The following is a 14,982-nucleotide window of genomic DNA, read 5'->3' as shown; positions in this document are numbered from 1 at the left end:
ACCTGTGAAGACCGAGACCGAATCGAAGACGCGCTCGCCTGCCGAGGACGGCGACACCGACAACGCGAAGGAAGAGACCGTCCCCGAACAAGACGCCGTAGAGCCTGAGGACGCTGCGGAGAACGGCGAGTCGGCAGACGAGAAGGACGAGAAGGACGAGAAGGACCAGACGGAGACCGAGACCAGACCGCCATGGGGGAGGAGGGCGGTCCGGGTCCTGACCGGTCAGACCGCCGCCAAGGTCCTCGTCGTCGCGGTCCTGCTCGCCTCCGTCGTCACCGCCGTCCTGCAATGGCACCGGGCGGACAAGGCCGACGCCCGCGAGGACGAACGCCGGCGGGTCGGCGACAGCGCGGGCCGGTTCGGGCGGGCGCTGCTCAGCTACGACCACACGAAGCTGCAGGCCGCGCGGAACCGGGTGCTGTCCCTGGCGTCCGACGACTTCGCCAAGACCTACGACCAGGCCTTCACCGGCGGGCTCGAAGGCATCATCACCAAGCTCAAGGCCGACGCCTCCGCCACCGTCCGCACCGTCTACGTCGGCGACGTCGACGGCGGCAACGCCCGCGCCGTGGTCGTGATGGACAGCGAGGTGCACAGCACCGCCGGCACCCGCAGCGTTCTCGGCTCCTACCTCGACATGAAGCTGACCCGCAGCCGCGGCGCCTGGAAGGTCACCGAGGTCACCTCGATCGGCGCCGCCAACGAGAGCATGACCGACCCCGACGGCAAGCAGCAGACGGCGCCCGTGCAGCCCGCGCCGTCGCCCTCGCCCGGCGGCTGACGCGATTCCAGGGAGGACGGAATGAGCATCTACGAGACGATCGGCGGCGAAGAGGCCCTGGTGGCGGTGGTGGACGATTTCTACGAGCGGGTCATCGCCGACGACCTGCTGAACCCCTTCTTCGCCGGCATCAACCTCAACAAGCTGAAGGGCCGCCAAGTCGAGTTCTTCGGGGAGGTCCTCGGCGGGCCGATGGTCTACCAGGGCCGCGCGATGAAGGACGTCCACCTCGGGCTCGGGATCGAGCGCGTCCACTTCGACCGGGTCGCCGAACACCTGGTCTCCTCGCTCGCGGCGGCCGGCGTCCCGCCGGAGACCATCGCCGCGATCACCGCCGTGGTGCTGCCGCTCGCCGGCGACATCGTGTCCTAGCGGCGAGTCGGCGGAGGCCGGCGCGCCGCGTGGCAGCGCCGTCCGGCGAGCGGTCGGGAATCCGGTTGAAGTGCCCTCGGCGGGGCATATCGATGGCCCCGGTTCCGAAGGCGCGCCCCCCGCGGCCCTGGCATGCGCAGGAGAGTCCGAGTTGTCCATCCCCACCGATCAGGCAGGTGACGTCCCCGCGTCCGGACGCGGACGCCGGCGCAAGCCGGTCACCCGACGCGACCACGAGGCCGAGGCCATCCGCGCCGTGCTGCGCAAGGCCGGATGCCCGGAGTTCCAGCACCCCGGCGACGGCTTCTTCGTCGACGGCGGCTTCGACGGCGGGCCGTTCCTGGTCGCCTGCGCCTCGCGCGCACGCCGCCGCAAGCTCAGCCCGGCGGCCGAGGCGGCCTCCTACGTCACCGCGCTGACGGCGGCGGGAATGCGCGTCGAGCGCCCGACCGGCCCCGACGCGAGCCCGCTCGTCCTGCACGTCCGCCCGGCCTGACCGTCCCGCCGCCCGGGCGCGCGGTGCCGCCGCGGCCCGGACGGGCTCACTCGCTTTCGAGCCGGACGCACGTCCCGTAGGCGACGTAGCAGACCTGGGTGTTCACCCGCATGACGTCCTCCGCGGTGAAATCGGTGCGGCCCGTCACCTCCGGGACGACCAGGAGCCGCACCCCGAGCACGGCGTCCGAGCGCAGTTCGGCGGCCGCGCGCTCGAGGTTGTCCAGCGCGGCGGCCGGATCCGCGCCGGGGCGGCCGGCCCGGACGGCGAGGGTGGTGACGCCCTTCTGGTCGTCGGGAATCCGGTCGGTCGTGTACATAGGTGTGGCCACCGCGGGGTGATTCCCGGGGAAGGCCCGCAACAGTTCCAGCGGCGTTCACGGATTGGGAAAGATCGAGCGCGCGTCAGAACACGGTGCCGACGTCCTTGGCGATCAGGTCGTCGGTGGCGCGCTCGGCGACCGCGGCGATCGTCATGGACGGGTTGCAGGCGGCGGCGGTGCCGGGCAGCAGCGCGCCGTCGAGCACGTAGAGGCCGCGGTGGCCCTTGACGCGGCCGGAGAGGTCGCAGACGGTGCCCATGGACGCGCCGCCCAGCGGGTGCCAGGTGGAGGGGTAGACGCCGGTGGTGTCGGTGAGGACCGACCCCTGGCCGGCGATCTTGTTGGCGCGGTCGTTGATGCGCTTGTAGAGCGTGTCGTCGGCGCCCTTGGGCCACTGCAGGACGGCGTCGTCCTTGCCGGAGTCGTAGGCGAACGTGCCACGCCCCTTGCTGACGCCGTAGCCGACCATCATCGTGGACCGGATGTCGCCGCCGATCGGCGGCAGCGACGCCTGGATGATGGTGTTGGTGTTGGCGTTGTCCGGGTCGTCCCACTCGAAGGTGCCGTAGACGACCGGGCCGCCCTGCGGCGCGCCGAAGTCGTCCGCGAGGTCGGTCCACAGGTAGATGCGGTCGCCGTTGGACCCCCAGCCGGTGCCGAGACCGTCGGGCATGTCGGGGATCTGGCCCTTCGCCGACGCGCGCATCAGCAGCTTGGTGGTGCCGGCGGTCCCGGCCGCCATGACGAGCGCCCTGGTGGTGATGATCTTCTTCTCCAGCACGGTCCCGTCGGTGGCGATCCGGTCGACCATGACCTGCCATCGGCCGTCCTTGGACATCGCGACGTCGGTGACGTTGTGCTGCGTCGCGACGGTCACGCGGCCGGTGGCCCGCGCGGCGGCGATGTAGGTGACGTCGACCGAGTGCTTGCCGCCGTTGTTCACCCCGAGCGCGCAGTCGCCGTTGGTGTAGGACGGCTTCATCTCGCCCTTCAGCTCGCGCAGCGCGTACGTCCAGTCGATCGGCATCGGGATCTTCGTGACGTCGTAGCCGGCCTTGCGGACGTTGTCGGCGAAGACCCGCGCGGGCTTGTAGGTGGTGCTGTTGACCAGCTCGTCCGGCGCCGTCTCGATCTGCAGCATCTGCGCGACGCGCTTGTAGTAGACCGAGTCCATTTTGGCGTAGTCGAGCTGTTCGGGCAGGTTGGCGTTGAACACGTGCTCGGCCGGCTGGAGGGTCATGCCCTGGTAGACCAGCGACCCGCCGCCGACGCCGGCGGCCACGATCATGTCCATGCCGTTGCCGGGCACCTGCTCCAGCAGCCCGGTGTAGTGCGGGAACGGGTCCGCCGGGATGCCGAAGATGGTCGGGGTGGAGCCGAGCCAGAACATCCGCTTGTCGGGGGAGGAGGGGTGCGGGAACGTCTCGGCGTTCGGCCCCGTCGGCCACCAGATCCCGCGCTCCAGCACCAGGCACTCCACGCCCGCCCGCGCGAGCCGGAGGGCCGCCACGCCTCCGCCGAACCCGGATCCGATGATGACGGCGCGGTGCTCCTCGCGCGTCACCGGGGCGCGGCGGGGCGCGGCGGCCCGGGCCGCGGGCGTCCCGGCGGCGGCGAGCCCCACGGTGGCGGCGGCGCCGGCCAGCAGCGAGCGGCGGCTGATCTCGGGCATGGTCACTCCATTCGGTCGAGCGGAGGGGGCGGGGGGGGGTCACGGGCCGGCCTCCCGTGGCGTACGCTCCGTCGTCGGCCGCGGAAGGGGGACCGGGACGGCGGCGGCCTCGTCGCCGCGTGCCGGCCCCGGGGGAGGTGCGAGCGGTGCCGGTCCTTAGCGAAACGCCACCGTTCTCTTAAGGTGTGCTCATGGTAGGGAGCGGAGCGCGCCGTGTTTACTGGCCGAAGTGAGTGATCCGCCGGAGAGAATGTGAGCCTGGATGCCAACCGCCCGGTAACGCGGCGGAGCCGTATCTCGCCCGAGCGTGCGGCCGAATTGTTCGCGCTCGTGCTCGACCGGTTGCGGGAGGTCGGATACGAGGCGCTGAGCGTCGAGGCGGTCGCCGCCCGGGCCCGGATGAGCAAGGCCACCATCTACCGGCAGTGGGGCGGCAAGCCCGAGCTGGTCATCGCGGCGGTGCGGTCCCTCGGCCCCCTGGACGTCGACGGCATCGACACCGGCAACCTGCGCGACGACCTCAAGGCGTACGTCGCCCAGTACCACCTCATGGCCGCGATGGACCGCGGGATGAACCGGGCGGTGGCCCATGCCGTCCACCGGGACCCCCGGCTGATGGAGGCCGTCCGCGAGGCCGTCGTCGAACCCGGCCTCGCGGCCCTGGACGCCCTCCTGGCGCGGGCCGTCGACCGAGGCGAGGTCGCCGCCGGCTGCCCGGCCCTCCCTTACGTCAAGTACATGCTGATCGGGACGCTGGGCAGCGAGATCCACCTCGGCGACACCATCGACCTGGACTTCCTGCACGGCTACGTCGACCACGTGATCGCCCCCGCCCTCGGCCTGCCCCCGGTCCGCCGGGCGTGAGCCGCCGCCGGACGCGGGCGGTCAGCGGCGGCCGCGGAAGGTGCGGCGCAGGTCGTCGACCCACGCGTCCGGCACCTCCCACGGGATGAAATGGCCGCCGTGGTCGTGGGCGGTGATGTTCACGTGCTCGTACCAGGCCGCGCGGTCGCTTTCGAGGAAGTTCGCGACCCGCTCCTCGCTCGTGGTGACGCCGGGCGGGTTCTCGTAGCCGACGAAGGTGATGCCGGTCGGGGCCTCGACGACCGGCCACCGGTCGTGCGACGGCTTCCACGGATAGCGGTTGTTGTTGGCGTAGGTGCGGATCGAGGTGTCGATCCCGCCGCCCGCCCAGTAGATCGTGGCGTGGGTGAGCAGGTCGTCCTTGCTGAAGACCCGCTCGATGTCGCCGCCGTTGTCGGACCATTTCATCCAGCGCTCCAGGATCCAGGCGAGCATGCCGACCGGGGAGTCGGCCAGGCCGTAGCTCAGCGTGGACGGGGCGAGGACGTGCGCCGCGAGGTGGACGGCGAACCGCCGCTCCAGTTCCAGGACCCGCTCGCGGACGTCGGGCGGCAGGCCGTCGGGCAGGGGCCGTCCGCCGGTGAAGTCCCAGGCGCGGTCGCCCTCGAAGAAGTCGAGCTTTAACGCGGAGCCGATGTGGATCCCGTACAGCTCGCCGGCGTACCTGTGGCCGAGCTGGCCGGTGACGAGGGCGCCGACGTCGCAGCCTCCGGCGGCGTACCTGCGGTGGCCGAGCACGCCGGTCATCAGCTCGTGCCAGACCTCGGCGATCTTCCAGAAGTTCATGTCCGGCCGGGTCAGCGGGGTCGAGAAGCCGAACCCGGGCAGCGACGGGACGATCACCTCGAACGCGTCGGCCGGGTCGCCGCCGTGCGCGGCCGGGTCGGCGAGCGCGTCGACGACCTTCGACCAGTGCCAGAACGTCCACGGCCAGCCGTGGCTGAGGATCAGCGGCGTCGGGTCGGGTCCCGCTCCGGGCCTGCGCATGAAGTGGACGGGCACCCCGTCGATCTCGACGCGGTAGTGCTCGTAGGCGTTGATCGCGCGCTCGGCGGCGCGCCAGTCGTAGCCGCCGGCCCAGTACTCGACGAGTTCCTGGAGATAGGCGCGGCGGACGCCGTAGCGGCCGTCGTCGTTGCCCTCGTCCAGCGGCCACCTGGTCGCCTCCAGCCTGCGGCGCAGGTCGTCGAGCACGTCGTCGGGGACGTGGATCGGGGTCGGTTCGAGAGGGAACACGTTTCTCCTAGTCTTCGTTCGCCGCGATCTCGGCCAGCCGCACCAGCACCGGCACGACGTCGGCGAGCGCGCGGCGTTCGCGCTCGTCCAGGTGCGCCACGAGGCGCGCGAGCCGCGCGACCCGGTCCGCGTGCCGCGCCCGGACGATCCGCTCGCCCTCCTCGGTGAGCGAGAGCAGGACGGCGCGCCCGTCGCTCGGATCGGCGCGGCGCGCCACCAGCCCGTCCGCCGCCAGCCTCCCCACCAGGCTGGTGAGCGCGGGCTGCTTGAGCTGCTCGGTGGCGAGCAGGTCGGTCAGCCGCAGCGGACCGCTCCGCGCCAGCGTGTGCAGGACGGACAGGGCCGAGAAGTTGAGCCTGCGGACGGCCGGAAGCCGGATGAAGTGGCCGTTGAAGTCCACGATCGCGGAGGCCAGCTCATCGACGTCCAGCCCGCCGTCCGGCGGAGGAGTCGACGCCACCCTCGATTTATATCGAAGTTTGATGTAACTCGGCAAGCCGGGCCTCCGGGCCGGTACCCTCCGGCGTCCCCGGATACTTGACAGACCGGTCAACTATCGGGGACCGTGAGGCCGTGCCCCGGACGAGTGACGCGCGCGGGCGGTTGGTCAGGAGCGCCGCGCGGCTGTTCCTGACCCGCAGCTACCAGTCGGTGGGAGTGGAGGAGCTGTGCTCGGCCGCCGACGTGCGACGGGGCAGCTTCTACCACTTCTTCCCCGGCAAGTCCGACCTGGCCAAGGCGGTCGTCGACCTGCACGCCGCCGCCCTGTGGGCGCGGCTCGACGAAGCCGCCGGGACGGCGCGCGACGGCGCGGAGAACGTGGCCGCGCGGCTGCACGCGATGGCCGACGCGGTGGGGGAGATCCAGGCCGGGTTCGAGGCCCGGTTCGGGCGGGTCGTCGGCTGCCCGTTCGGGAACCTCGCCGCCGAGCTGGCCACCACCGACGACGTCCTGCGCGGGCACCTCGCCGCGGTCTTCGCCGAATGGGAGCGGCGCCTCGCGGCGCTGTGCCGCGCGGCGGCCGGCCAGGGCGCGCTGCGGGACGGAACCGACCCCGACCTCCTGGCCAAGATCCTCGTGGCCCAGTTCCAGGGCATGATCCTGCTCGCCAAGACCGGCCGGTCGGACGCGGCGCAGATCCCCCGGGCGCTCCACCAGGTGATCGCCGCTCATCTCCGGGAGCCGGCATGACCGCGGCGAAGCGATCGAGTTCCCCGACGACCCCCCGGAAAGGCGGCCAGGCATGACGCAGGATCCCGGCAGGAAGCAGGTGACCGATGTCCTCGTCGGCGAGTGGGAGGCCCTCGACCGGCTGCTGGCCGGCCTGTCCGACGAGGAATGGGAGAGCCCGACCTGCCTGCCCGGCTGGCGGGTGACCGACGTCGTCGCCCACCTGATCGGGACCGAGGCGATGCTCGCCGGCGACCCGACGCCCGACCCCGGTGTCGACGTCGCGGCGCTGCCCCACGTCCGCAACGACGTCGCGGCCTTCAACGAGCAGTGGGTCGCGGCGCTGCGCGAGGAGAAGCCCGCCGCGATGCTGGCGCGGTTCCGCGACGTCACCGCCCGCCGGGCCGGGAAGCTCGCCCGGATGACCGACGCGGACTTCGCCGCGCCGAGCTGGACTCCCGCCGGCCAGGCGACCTACGGCAGGTTCATGCAGATCCGGATCTACGACTGCTACATGCACGAGCAGGACGTCCGCGCCGCCGTCGGCAGGCCCGGCAACGAGGACGGCCCGGCCGCCGAGGCGGCGCTCGACGAGGCGGGCCGCGTCATGGGGTACGTGGTCGGCAAGCGCGCCGCGGCCCCCGACGGCAGCACCGTCGTCATCGACCTCACCGGACCCGTCCGGCGGACGGTGGCCGTCAAGGTCGACGGCCGCGCACGGCTGGTCCCCGCCCCGACCGAACCGGCGACCACGACGCTGCGCCTGCCGTCGACGCTGTTCCTGCGGTTGTGCGGCGGCCGTCCCGCCCCGTCCGGCTCCGTCGACGTCGGCGGGGACCGGGAACTCGGCCGCCGCGTCGTGGACAACCTGGCCTTCACCATCTGACTCCGCGCCCGCGCGCAGGCCGGTCAGGGGTTGGGCGAGGCCGGTGCGGCCTGCGGGGCGGGCGAGGCCAGGGCCTGCTGGTCGGCGAGCGCGATGGCCAGCTCCCCGGCGGCCGTGGGATGCAGCGGCGCCTCGGCGCCCGTGCCCTGGACGAACGGGCGCTGCGAGCAGAGGCCGTGACCGGAGAAGTGCTGCGGTACCGAGCGGTATCCGAAGGCGCGGGCGCCCTTGTCCAGCAGGGTGTTCATGTCCGCCAGGCGGCTCCGGAGCGCGTCGGCCATCCTCTGGTTGACGCCCTGCGACTTCAGGCAGCCGACGTCCTGGCCGAACGGGTCGTAGTACTGGTTGATCAGGACGGTCGGTTGCTGCGGCAGCTGCTTCAACTGCCCGAGCAGGTCGTAGTAGTCCTTGGCGAAGGCGTCCAGCTGCTGCTGGTAGTAGGCGGTGGAGGCCCGGTCGTCGCAGGCCTTCGCGGCGAGGCAGAGCTTGGTCATCTCGGCCCAGCGCACATCGTTGGCGCCGATGCTGACGATGACCACGGAGGCCTTCATCGCCCGCTGGGCGACCGCCAGCTGCGGCGGAGCGACCTGGTCGCCGACGTTCTGGACGTCGAGGACGCCGGCCGTGACGGTGGCGCCGCTGCAGGCCAGGTTCAGCACGTTCCACCGGTTGGTCTGCGCGAGGTAGACGGCGTAGGAGTCGCGGCTGCGCTTGCACGCCCGGTCGAGCGCGTTCGGGTCGTCCACGAGGGGGTTGCCGATGGCGGCGGCCGTGGAGTCGCCGATGACGACGGCGTTCACGTCGTCGAGGGCCGGGCCTCGCGCCGGGCGGACGGGGGAGGACGGCGCCCGCCCCACGAGGTCCTCGACCGAGTCGACGTTCTTCAGGACCTTCGGCGTGCTGGACGCCAGCAGGTACACGCAGAGGGAGTTCGCGCCGAGCACGCACACCACGCCCGCCGCCAGCACCTTGACCTTCGTCCCGCTCGGCCAGCGCTGCCAGCCCGTCGCCGCCGCCAGCAGCAGCGCCGAGAAGCCGGCCGCGATCAGCGTCTCCCAGAGCAGGTACCGGCGCCATCCGCCGGTCAGGCGGGCGCTGAGTTTCAGGGTGCCGTGGTCACCGTCCCGGGCGAACTGGTTGACCTGCGCGTTGAGGGTGATGTGGGTGAGTTTGAGCCGGGGCCGGATGGGGCCGCTGAACTGCGGGCGCGTCGAGATCGTCTGCCCGAACAGGTCCACCTCCCCCGGGCCGGAACCGGACAGGCGGGGGGACGCGGCGCCGACCTGGACGGTCTGCCCGGCCGCGTCGACCGTCTGCATGGGGGTGACGAGCACGGCCAGCCAGAGGGACAGGCCGCAGAGGAACAGGAAGACCACCGCGTTGAGGAGGATCCTGAGCCGGCGGCGCCAGCCGGCCGGCCCGGGGCGGCCGGTCACCGTCCGATCCTTACCGGACTTGATCAGCTGCATCTCTCGGGTCTCTTGTAGGGGATGAGGCGTAGCACTCCTTCCCCTCTCGGGCGCGCATGATTCACCCTCCCTTTACCGGGCCGCCGGGCCGGTGGTGCGGGGTTTCCCGGCGGTCGCGCGGGGGCACGGAGCAGGGCGCCTCGAGGTGGGAGAGATGCCCGGCGTGCAGGGCGAAGACAGGAGATCGGCGGGGTTTGGCGTGGCCGCTTGAGGCGGGGTAGAAAGTGGTCGTGATCGAGGGCAGTGGGGCGGGCGCCGGCGACGTCGACGAGCTGACCTCGGCGATGCTCACCGCCTCGCGGCTGCTGGTCGCGGTCTCGGCGCGGTCACTGGCGGCGGTGGAGGACAAGGTGACGCTGCCGCAGTTCCGGCTGCTGGTGGTGCTGGCCTCGCAGGGGCCGGCGAAGCTGGTGACCCTCGCCGGACGCCTCGACGTCAATCCCTCGACCGCCCTGCGCATGGTCGACCGGCTGGTCGCCGCGGGCCTCGTCGCCCGGCGGGCCAGCGCCGAGAGCGGCCGCGAGATCCGCATCGAGCTCACCGGCGCCGGTCGCGCCGTGGTCGACCAGGTGACCGCCCGGCGGCGCTCCGACATCGCCGGCATCGTCTCCCGCATGCCCTCGGGCGAGCGCCGCGCCCTGGTCGCGGCCCTGCGCGCGTTCGCCGAGGCCGGGGGAGAACCGCCGGTCTCCGACGCCGTCCCGCTCGGCTGGAACTGAGACCGGCCACGGCCGGAGCGCCGGACCCGTGCCGATCGCCTTCGCGGTGCTCTGTTGCACTATGCAATGGATTGGGAAACGCTGGCTGCGACGCAACCGCGTCTACACGCAGCGAGGGGGGACGCGTTGGCGCGTAGAAGAGGCCGGCAGGTGCCGTACGGGTACCGCCGCATCCGCGATGCGCAGGGGCGGTACGTGACACAGCTGCCGATGGAACCGCAGGCCGGCGTCGTGCGCGAGATCATCAGCCGGGTCGCCCAGGGGCAGGCGATCCCGCAGATCATCCGCGAGCTGGAGGGGCGCGGCGTGCCGGCGCCCCGCGGCGGCCCCCGCTGGTCGTGGTCCGTCGTGAACGACATCGCCCGCAATCCGGCCTACATCGGCAAACCCAACGTGGACGAGGATGAGCGGGTGGCGTGGGCGCCGCTGGTGCCCGAACAGCTGTTCTTCAACGCGCAGCGGGCGCTCGAAGGGCCGAGCGGCCCGTCCGCGGGCTATCCGGCGTTCGGGCTCCTGCTGTGCGCCATCGAGCCCTGCCACGGAGTGTTCGCCAGTTGCCTCCAGGCGGTCAGCTGACGTCCCGCTGCGGGCCGGTGTCAGCCGGGATGGAGCTGCAGCGTCGGCGCCTGCCGCTGCCCGGCCGGGCCGACCGGGGCGGCGGGGCTGTCCGGCGCCGACGGCGGGTACCAGGTGCCCGGCGGCACCGGTGAGTAGCGGCCGAGCAGCACGACCGCCGCGATGACGCAGAGCGCGAACCCCATCAGCCACCAAGCGGGCAGCTCCTGCGGCGACGCGACCACGGCCGGTGCCCCGGCTCCATGCCCCTCGAGCAGTGCGGCCAGCCCGGGATCGCGGGACCGCAGCTCCCGTTCGATCCTGCGCAGGATGAGGCGTTCACGGATGGACAGGCTCATGAGCGATGCGCCTTCGCTTGGGGTGGAGATGCCGCCGGCCGGGCGCCGGCCCGGCCCGGCCGCCGATGTGCCGGTGCCGCCGAACGGCACGCGGCCGTCCAGCGTGCCGGTGCGCTCACCCGCCGAGCATCCGCACGCCGAGCAGACGGTGACCTGCCGCCCTGTCTCATGAGGCCCAAAGATAGGGCAACCATTGCACTGTGCAAAGGCATTGGCGCCGGTAACCGGCCCAAGGAGACGCAAGCCTCCTCCACCGGCCACCCCCTCCCGACCTCCCCCTCCCGACCTCCCCCTCCACCAGCCGCCGGGCGGGGCGGACATTGTCGGTGGCATCGCCTTTAATCGAGGAGTGGACGTTGAAGAGCGCATCGCGGAGCTGACCGCCGAGGTCAAGCGGCTGAACGACCTGTACTACGGCACCGGCGACAGCCCGCTGCCGGACGCCGACTACGACGCGCTGAAGGACGAGCTGGCGGCGCTCGTCGCCGAGCATCCCGAGCTCGAACCGGCCGACAGCCCGCTCGGCAGGGTCAACGCGCCGGCGGAGCTGACCGGCCCGACCGTGCGGCACGCGCGCCCGATGCTCTCGCTGGCGAAGGCGACGAGCGAGGAGCAGGTCCGCACGTTCTGCGAGCGCTTCGGCGGCCAGGTCTTCCGCGTGTCGGAGAAGCTCGACGGACTTTCGCTCAGCATCGTCTACACCGACGGAAGGCTCGACTACGTGGCCACGCGCGGCACCGGCGCGGTCGGCGAGCTGGTGACCGAGAAGGTGCGGCACGTGATTCCGGGATTGCCGACCGAGATCGAGGCGCCCGGACGCGTCGAGGTCCGTGGCGAGGCGGTGATGCTGCGGTCGGTGTGGGCCGCCTACAACGAGGCGCACCCGGACAAGACGCTGACCAACCCGCGGTCGGGCGCCGCCGGGACGCTGGTGTTGAAGGACCCAGAGGCGGCCGCGAAGGCCAAGCGGCTGCTGCGGTTCTTCGCGTTCGGCGCCGACCGCGAAGGCGTCGCGCTGGACATCCCCGCGGGATTCGAGCCGGTCGCCCAGTACGTGTGCACCACCGCCGAGGAGGTGGTGGGGGCGATCGAGGAGATCGGCGGCCGCCGCGACGGTCTGGACTACGACATCGACGGCGCGGTCGTGCGGCTGCACGAGCCGGCGGCGTTCGACGCGGCGGGCTTCAACAGCGCCGAGCCGCGCGGGGCGATCGCGTTCAAGTACCCGCCGGAGGAGAAGCTGACGACGCTGCTGTCGGTCGAGTGGCCGGTCGGCAAGATCGGCCGCGTCCCGCCGCGCGCGAAGGTCGCGCCGGTGTTCGTCGGCGGCGTGACGGTGGAGAACATCACCCTGCACAACCCGCGGCTGATCCGCGAACGCGACCTGCGGATCGGCGACACGGTCGCGGTCGTGCGGCGCGGCGACGTGATCCCGTTCGCGGGCCGCTCGTTGCCGGAGCGGCGCGACGGGAGCGAGATCGAGATCGTCCCGCCGGCGCACTGCCCGTCGTGCGGTTCGGAGCTGGAGGTCCGCGGCACCGGCGAGGAGCGCTGGTGCCTGAACCTGCAGTGCCCGGCGCAGGCGACGCGCCGCCTGATGCACTGGGCGTCGCGCCAGGCGGCCGACATGGAGGGCGTCGGCGACGTCTGGATCGAGAAGCTCGCCGAGGACGGGGTGCTCAAACGCCGCAGCGACTTCTACGACCTGACGGCCGACCGGCTGCTCGGCTACGAGCGGATGGGCGAGGTCAGCGCCAGGAACATGGTCGACTCGATCGCGTCCTCGAAGGGCATGGGGCTGCGGCGTGCGCTGATCGGGCTGGCGATCCCGATGGCGTCCGAGGGCACGGCCAAGCGCCTGTGCCTGGCCGGCTACGAGCGCATCGAGGACGTCGCGGCGGCGTCGGTCGACGACCTGGTGGCGATCCGCGACATCGGACCGAAGGCCGCCGAGAGCATCGTCGCCTTCTTCGCCCGCGCGGACGTCCAGGAGGAGATCGCGGCGCTGCGCGAGCGCGGCGTTGACCTCGACGTCCTGGACGAGGACCGGCCGGTCGACGCGGCGGCCGCGGGCGACTCGCCGCTCAAGGGGAAGTCGGTCGTGATCACCGGTGCGTTCACCGACCCGCGCTCCGGCGCGAAGATCAGCCGGCCGGACGTCACGCGCCTGGTCGAGCAGGCGGCCGCGACGACCGCCTCGTCGGTCTCGGCCAGCACCGACTACCTCCTCGCCGGCGACAACGTCGGCGCCGCGAAGACCGGCAAGGCCGAGAAGCTCGGCGTCACGGTCGTCCACCAGGACGAACTCTGGCGCTGGCTGGCCGAAGCCGGCGTCGTCTGACCGCCCCGGACCGCCCTTCTGGACTCTTGGACACCGAGTCAGTACGTTCCTGATGACTCCTGGCCCTCGACGATCCCCAGTCGTCGGGCAGGTGCTCCCCTCAGGAGGATCCGGCGATGGCGGATTCGTTCGACGGCGCGTTGCGGACGGCGATCCAGGCGCGCGGGCTGGGCCTGGAACGGCTCCATGTCAGGCTCGCCGAACGCGGGATCCACGTCAGCGTCGCGAGCCTCAGCAACTGGCAGCGAGGCCGGTGCCGTCCGGAGCGGTCCCGGTCGCTGTCCGCCGTCCGGGCGCTCGAAGAGATCCTCGAGGTCCCGCCCGACTCGCTGACCGCGCTGCTGGGGCCGCGCCGCCCGCGCGGACGGTGGGCCCACAACGTGCCCGGCGCGCTGTCGTACCGCGACGTCAGCCAGGTGCACGCCAGCGTCGACCGGCTGCTCGGCCAGATCCGCAATCCCGTGGACGGTCAGCTGCGCTGGCTGAGCTGCGACGAGACCGTCCGCGTCGGCGCCGACCGGGACGAGCGGTCGGTGCGCACGCGGGTGGTGTTCCAGGCGCGCACCGACGGCGTCGACCGGCACGTGGCCGTGTACTACTGCGAGAAGGAGATGCTGCCCGACATCCGGCGGGCGTCCCACTGCCGCCTCGGCCAGGTGCGCACCGACCCGGACACCGGGGTCACCGCCGCCGAGCTGCTGTTCGATTACCCGCTGCGGCGCGGCGAGACGTACATGGTCGACTACGAGTTCGGCTACAGCCGCGGCGGCCCCGAGGCGACCTTCTACCAGCGGTGGTTCCGCCACCCCATGCACATGTACCTGCTGCACGTCCATTTCGAGCCGGACGCTCTCCCGGCCCGCTGCCTGCGTGTGTGGCAGCCGAACACTGTGACGCCCGCGGCGGACATGGAGGAGCTGCGGCTGTCCGGCTGGCGCGCCGTCCACGTGGCCGTGATGGAGGTGCGGCCCGGAGTGCACGGCATCCGCTGGGAATGGGACTGAGGAGGCCCCTGCCGGGCGGTCCGTTCAATTTATGGCGGCGTATACGTTGAAACGTCTCCGGCGCCGAGGGGGTTGCCTCGGATTTGTTGCGGGTCGACCATTCTTTTGACGTTCCGCGGACGTCCGAAGGCCCCCGAATCCACCCCCCGAGGAGTTCGCTGTCATGCATGTGCGTTTCGGCCGGCACGCCGCCTTCTGCGCGCTGGCGCTCGCCATCGCGGCCGTGCCCGGCACCGCCGACGCGGCCGCCCTGCGACTCGACATCTCGATGCAGGCGCAGGAGATGTCCAACTGGTGCTGGGCCGCGTCCGGCAACACCGTGGCCGCCTTCATGGGCAAGAACTACAGCCAGAACCAGTTCTGCAACCTCGCCTTCGGCCGCTCGGTCAATTCATCCTGCCCCAACAGCCAGGCCACGCTCGCCAACGACCAGACGGCGTTCCGCAAGATCGGAATCAGTCCCGGCAATTACGTGGACGGCCACCTCTACTACTGGGCCGTCACCCGCGAGATAGACGCGCGGCGGCCCGTGATAGCCCGTATCCAATGGACGAGCGGCGGCGGGCACATGGAGGTCCTGTACGGCTACGACGACAGCTCCGACATGGTCTATTGGGGCAATCCCTGGCCGTCGAGCTACCGCTACAACTGGTCGTCCTACGACTACTACGTCAGCAACGACAGCTTCTTCTGGACCCACTCCCTCGACTACATCGGCGCATGAGGAGGCGCG

At 71.9% G+C, this 14,982-nt stretch carries 18 protein-coding genes; 12 read left to right on the top strand and 6 right to left on the bottom strand.

Features of this window, described 5'->3' with window-relative positions; genetic code table 11:
- The first annotated feature begins 4 nt into the window (after positions 1-4).
- From QP089_RS08500 to QP089_RS08490, 3 genes are all read left to right on the top strand, one after another.
- Entirely contained in the window at positions 5-784 is a 780-nt protein-coding gene (locus QP089_RS08500; RefSeq protein WP_285910829.1) for a hypothetical protein, read from the top strand.
- A 21-nt stretch (positions 785-805) separates the two neighbouring features.
- A complete protein-coding gene (locus QP089_RS08495; protein WP_285910828.1) occupies positions 806-1,156 on the top strand; it encodes a group I truncated hemoglobin in 351 nt (116 codons plus the stop codon).
- A gap of 151 nt (positions 1,157-1,307) precedes the next feature.
- A complete protein-coding gene (locus tag QP089_RS08490; RefSeq protein ID WP_285910827.1) occupies positions 1,308-1,652 on the top strand; it encodes a hypothetical protein in 345 nt (114 codons plus the stop codon).
- Positions 1,653-1,698: 46 nt separating this feature from the next.
- Here QP089_RS08490 and QP089_RS08485 read toward each other — a convergent pair whose 3' ends face one another.
- Together QP089_RS08485 and QP089_RS08480 are read right to left on the bottom strand one after the other, a co-directional pair.
- Complete coding sequence (locus QP089_RS08485; protein ID WP_285910826.1) at positions 1,699-1,983, bottom strand: Clp protease/crotonase-like domain-containing protein; 285 nt, start codon at positions 1,981-1,983, stop codon at positions 1,699-1,701.
- A gap of 73 nt (positions 1,984-2,056) precedes the next feature.
- A complete protein-coding gene (locus QP089_RS08480; RefSeq protein ID WP_285910825.1) occupies positions 2,057-3,646 on the bottom strand; it encodes a GMC oxidoreductase in 1,590 nt (529 codons plus the stop codon).
- A 318-nt stretch (positions 3,647-3,964) separates the two neighbouring features.
- On the opposite strand from QP089_RS08480, the gene QP089_RS08475 reads away from it, so the two are divergent.
- On the top strand, positions 3,965-4,510 hold the full coding sequence (locus tag QP089_RS08475; RefSeq protein WP_285910823.1) for a TetR/AcrR family transcriptional regulator: 546 nt from the start codon (positions 3,965-3,967) through the stop codon (positions 4,508-4,510).
- A 21-nt stretch (positions 4,511-4,531) separates the two neighbouring features.
- Here the strand turns inward: QP089_RS08475 and QP089_RS08470 are convergent, their stop codons facing one another.
- Positions 4,532-5,746 (bottom strand): epoxide hydrolase family protein, encoded by a 1,215-nt coding sequence (locus QP089_RS08470; RefSeq protein WP_285910822.1) that lies wholly within the window; start codon positions 5,744-5,746, stop codon positions 4,532-4,534.
- A gap of 7 nt (positions 5,747-5,753) precedes the next feature.
- Positions 5,754-6,206, bottom strand: a complete 453-nt coding sequence (locus QP089_RS08465; protein WP_285910821.1) for a MarR family winged helix-turn-helix transcriptional regulator — start codon at positions 6,204-6,206, stop codon at positions 5,754-5,756.
- 113 nt (positions 6,207-6,319) lie between these two features.
- Between QP089_RS08465 and QP089_RS08460 the strand changes: the two genes are divergently transcribed.
- A complete protein-coding gene (locus tag QP089_RS08460; RefSeq protein WP_285910820.1) occupies positions 6,320-6,937 on the top strand; it encodes a TetR/AcrR family transcriptional regulator in 618 nt (205 codons plus the stop codon).
- A gap of 52 nt (positions 6,938-6,989) precedes the next feature.
- Positions 6,990-7,802 (top strand): maleylpyruvate isomerase family mycothiol-dependent enzyme, encoded by an 813-nt coding sequence (locus QP089_RS08455; protein ID WP_285910819.1) that lies wholly within the window; start codon positions 6,990-6,992, stop codon positions 7,800-7,802.
- 23 nt (positions 7,803-7,825) lie between these two features.
- Here the strand turns inward: QP089_RS08455 and QP089_RS08450 are convergent, their stop codons facing one another.
- On the bottom strand, positions 7,826-9,238 hold the full coding sequence (locus QP089_RS08450) for a GDSL-type esterase/lipase family protein (protein ID WP_285910817.1): 1,413 nt from the start codon (positions 9,236-9,238) through the stop codon (positions 7,826-7,828).
- A 263-nt stretch (positions 9,239-9,501) separates the two neighbouring features.
- Here QP089_RS08450 and QP089_RS08445 point away from each other — a divergent pair, with 263 nt between their 5' ends.
- Positions 9,502-9,990, top strand: coding sequence for a MarR family winged helix-turn-helix transcriptional regulator (locus tag QP089_RS08445; protein ID WP_285910816.1), 489 nt, complete (start codon positions 9,502-9,504; stop codon positions 9,988-9,990).
- Positions 9,991-10,185: 195 nt separating this feature from the next.
- Positions 10,186-10,566 carry a recombinase family protein gene (locus QP089_RS08440; RefSeq protein WP_285910815.1) on the top strand — a complete coding sequence of 127 codons (381 nt, stop codon included), beginning with the start codon at positions 10,186-10,188 and terminating at the stop codon, positions 10,564-10,566.
- A 20-nt stretch (positions 10,567-10,586) separates the two neighbouring features.
- Here QP089_RS08440 and QP089_RS08435 read toward each other — a convergent pair whose 3' ends face one another.
- Positions 10,587-10,904: a DUF3040 domain-containing protein gene (locus tag QP089_RS08435; protein WP_285910814.1), complete on the bottom strand. Its 318-nt coding sequence runs from the start codon at positions 10,902-10,904 to the stop codon at positions 10,587-10,589.
- Here QP089_RS08435 and QP089_RS08430 point away from each other — a divergent pair.
- The 4 genes from QP089_RS08430 to QP089_RS08415 all read left to right on the top strand — a co-directional run bounded on the left by QP089_RS08430 (position 10,903) and on the right by QP089_RS08415 (position 14,973).
- A complete protein-coding gene (locus tag QP089_RS08430) occupies positions 10,903-11,076 on the top strand; it encodes a hypothetical protein (protein ID WP_285910813.1) in 174 nt (57 codons plus the stop codon). The genes QP089_RS08435 and QP089_RS08430 overlap by 2 nt on opposite strands.
- A gap of 177 nt (positions 11,077-11,253) precedes the next feature.
- The gene (gene ligA / locus QP089_RS08425; RefSeq protein WP_285910812.1) at positions 11,254-13,245 is read left to right on the top strand and encodes an NAD-dependent DNA ligase LigA; all 1,992 of its coding nucleotides are present in this window, start codon (positions 11,254-11,256) and stop codon (positions 13,243-13,245) included.
- Between the two features lie 116 nt (positions 13,246-13,361).
- Complete coding sequence (locus QP089_RS08420) at positions 13,362-14,249, top strand: helix-turn-helix domain-containing protein (RefSeq protein WP_285910811.1); 888 nt, start codon at positions 13,362-13,364, stop codon at positions 14,247-14,249.
- A 163-nt stretch (positions 14,250-14,412) separates the two neighbouring features.
- A complete protein-coding gene (locus tag QP089_RS08415; protein ID WP_285910810.1) occupies positions 14,413-14,973 on the top strand; it encodes a papain-like cysteine protease family protein in 561 nt (186 codons plus the stop codon).
- The last annotated feature ends 9 nt before the right edge of the window (positions 14,974-14,982 follow it).

This window comes from Actinomadura opuntiae, from assembly GCF_030283205.1.
Taxonomy (GTDB): Bacteria; Actinomycetota; Actinomycetes; order Streptosporangiales; family Streptosporangiaceae; genus Spirillospora.
This window is presented reverse-complemented; position numbering and strand designations above follow the sequence as displayed.

Bases quoted from the DNA above. Each gene is read 5' to 3' on its own strand.
- QP089_RS08420 (WP_285910811.1), top strand. From the start codon at position 13,362: ATGGCGGATTCGTTCGACGGCGCGTTGCGGACGGCGATCCAGGCGCGC.
- QP089_RS08415 (WP_285910810.1), top strand. From the start codon at position 14,413: ATGCATGTGCGTTTCGGCCGGCACGCCGCCTTCTGCGCGCTGGCGCTC.
- QP089_RS08495 (WP_285910828.1), top strand. From the start codon at position 806: ATGAGCATCTACGAGACGATCGGCGGCGAAGAGGCCCTGGTGGCGGTG.
- QP089_RS08435 (WP_285910814.1), bottom strand. From the start codon at position 10,904: ATGAGCCTGTCCATCCGTGAACGCCTCATCCTGCGCAGGATCGAACGG.
- QP089_RS08430 (WP_285910813.1), top strand. From the start codon at position 10,903: ATGAGCGATGCGCCTTCGCTTGGGGTGGAGATGCCGCCGGCCGGGCGC.
- QP089_RS08480 (WP_285910825.1), bottom strand. From the start codon at position 3,646: ATGCCCGAGATCAGCCGCCGCTCGCTGCTGGCCGGCGCCGCCGCCACC.
- QP089_RS08455 (WP_285910819.1), top strand. From the start codon at position 6,990: ATGACGCAGGATCCCGGCAGGAAGCAGGTGACCGATGTCCTCGTCGGC.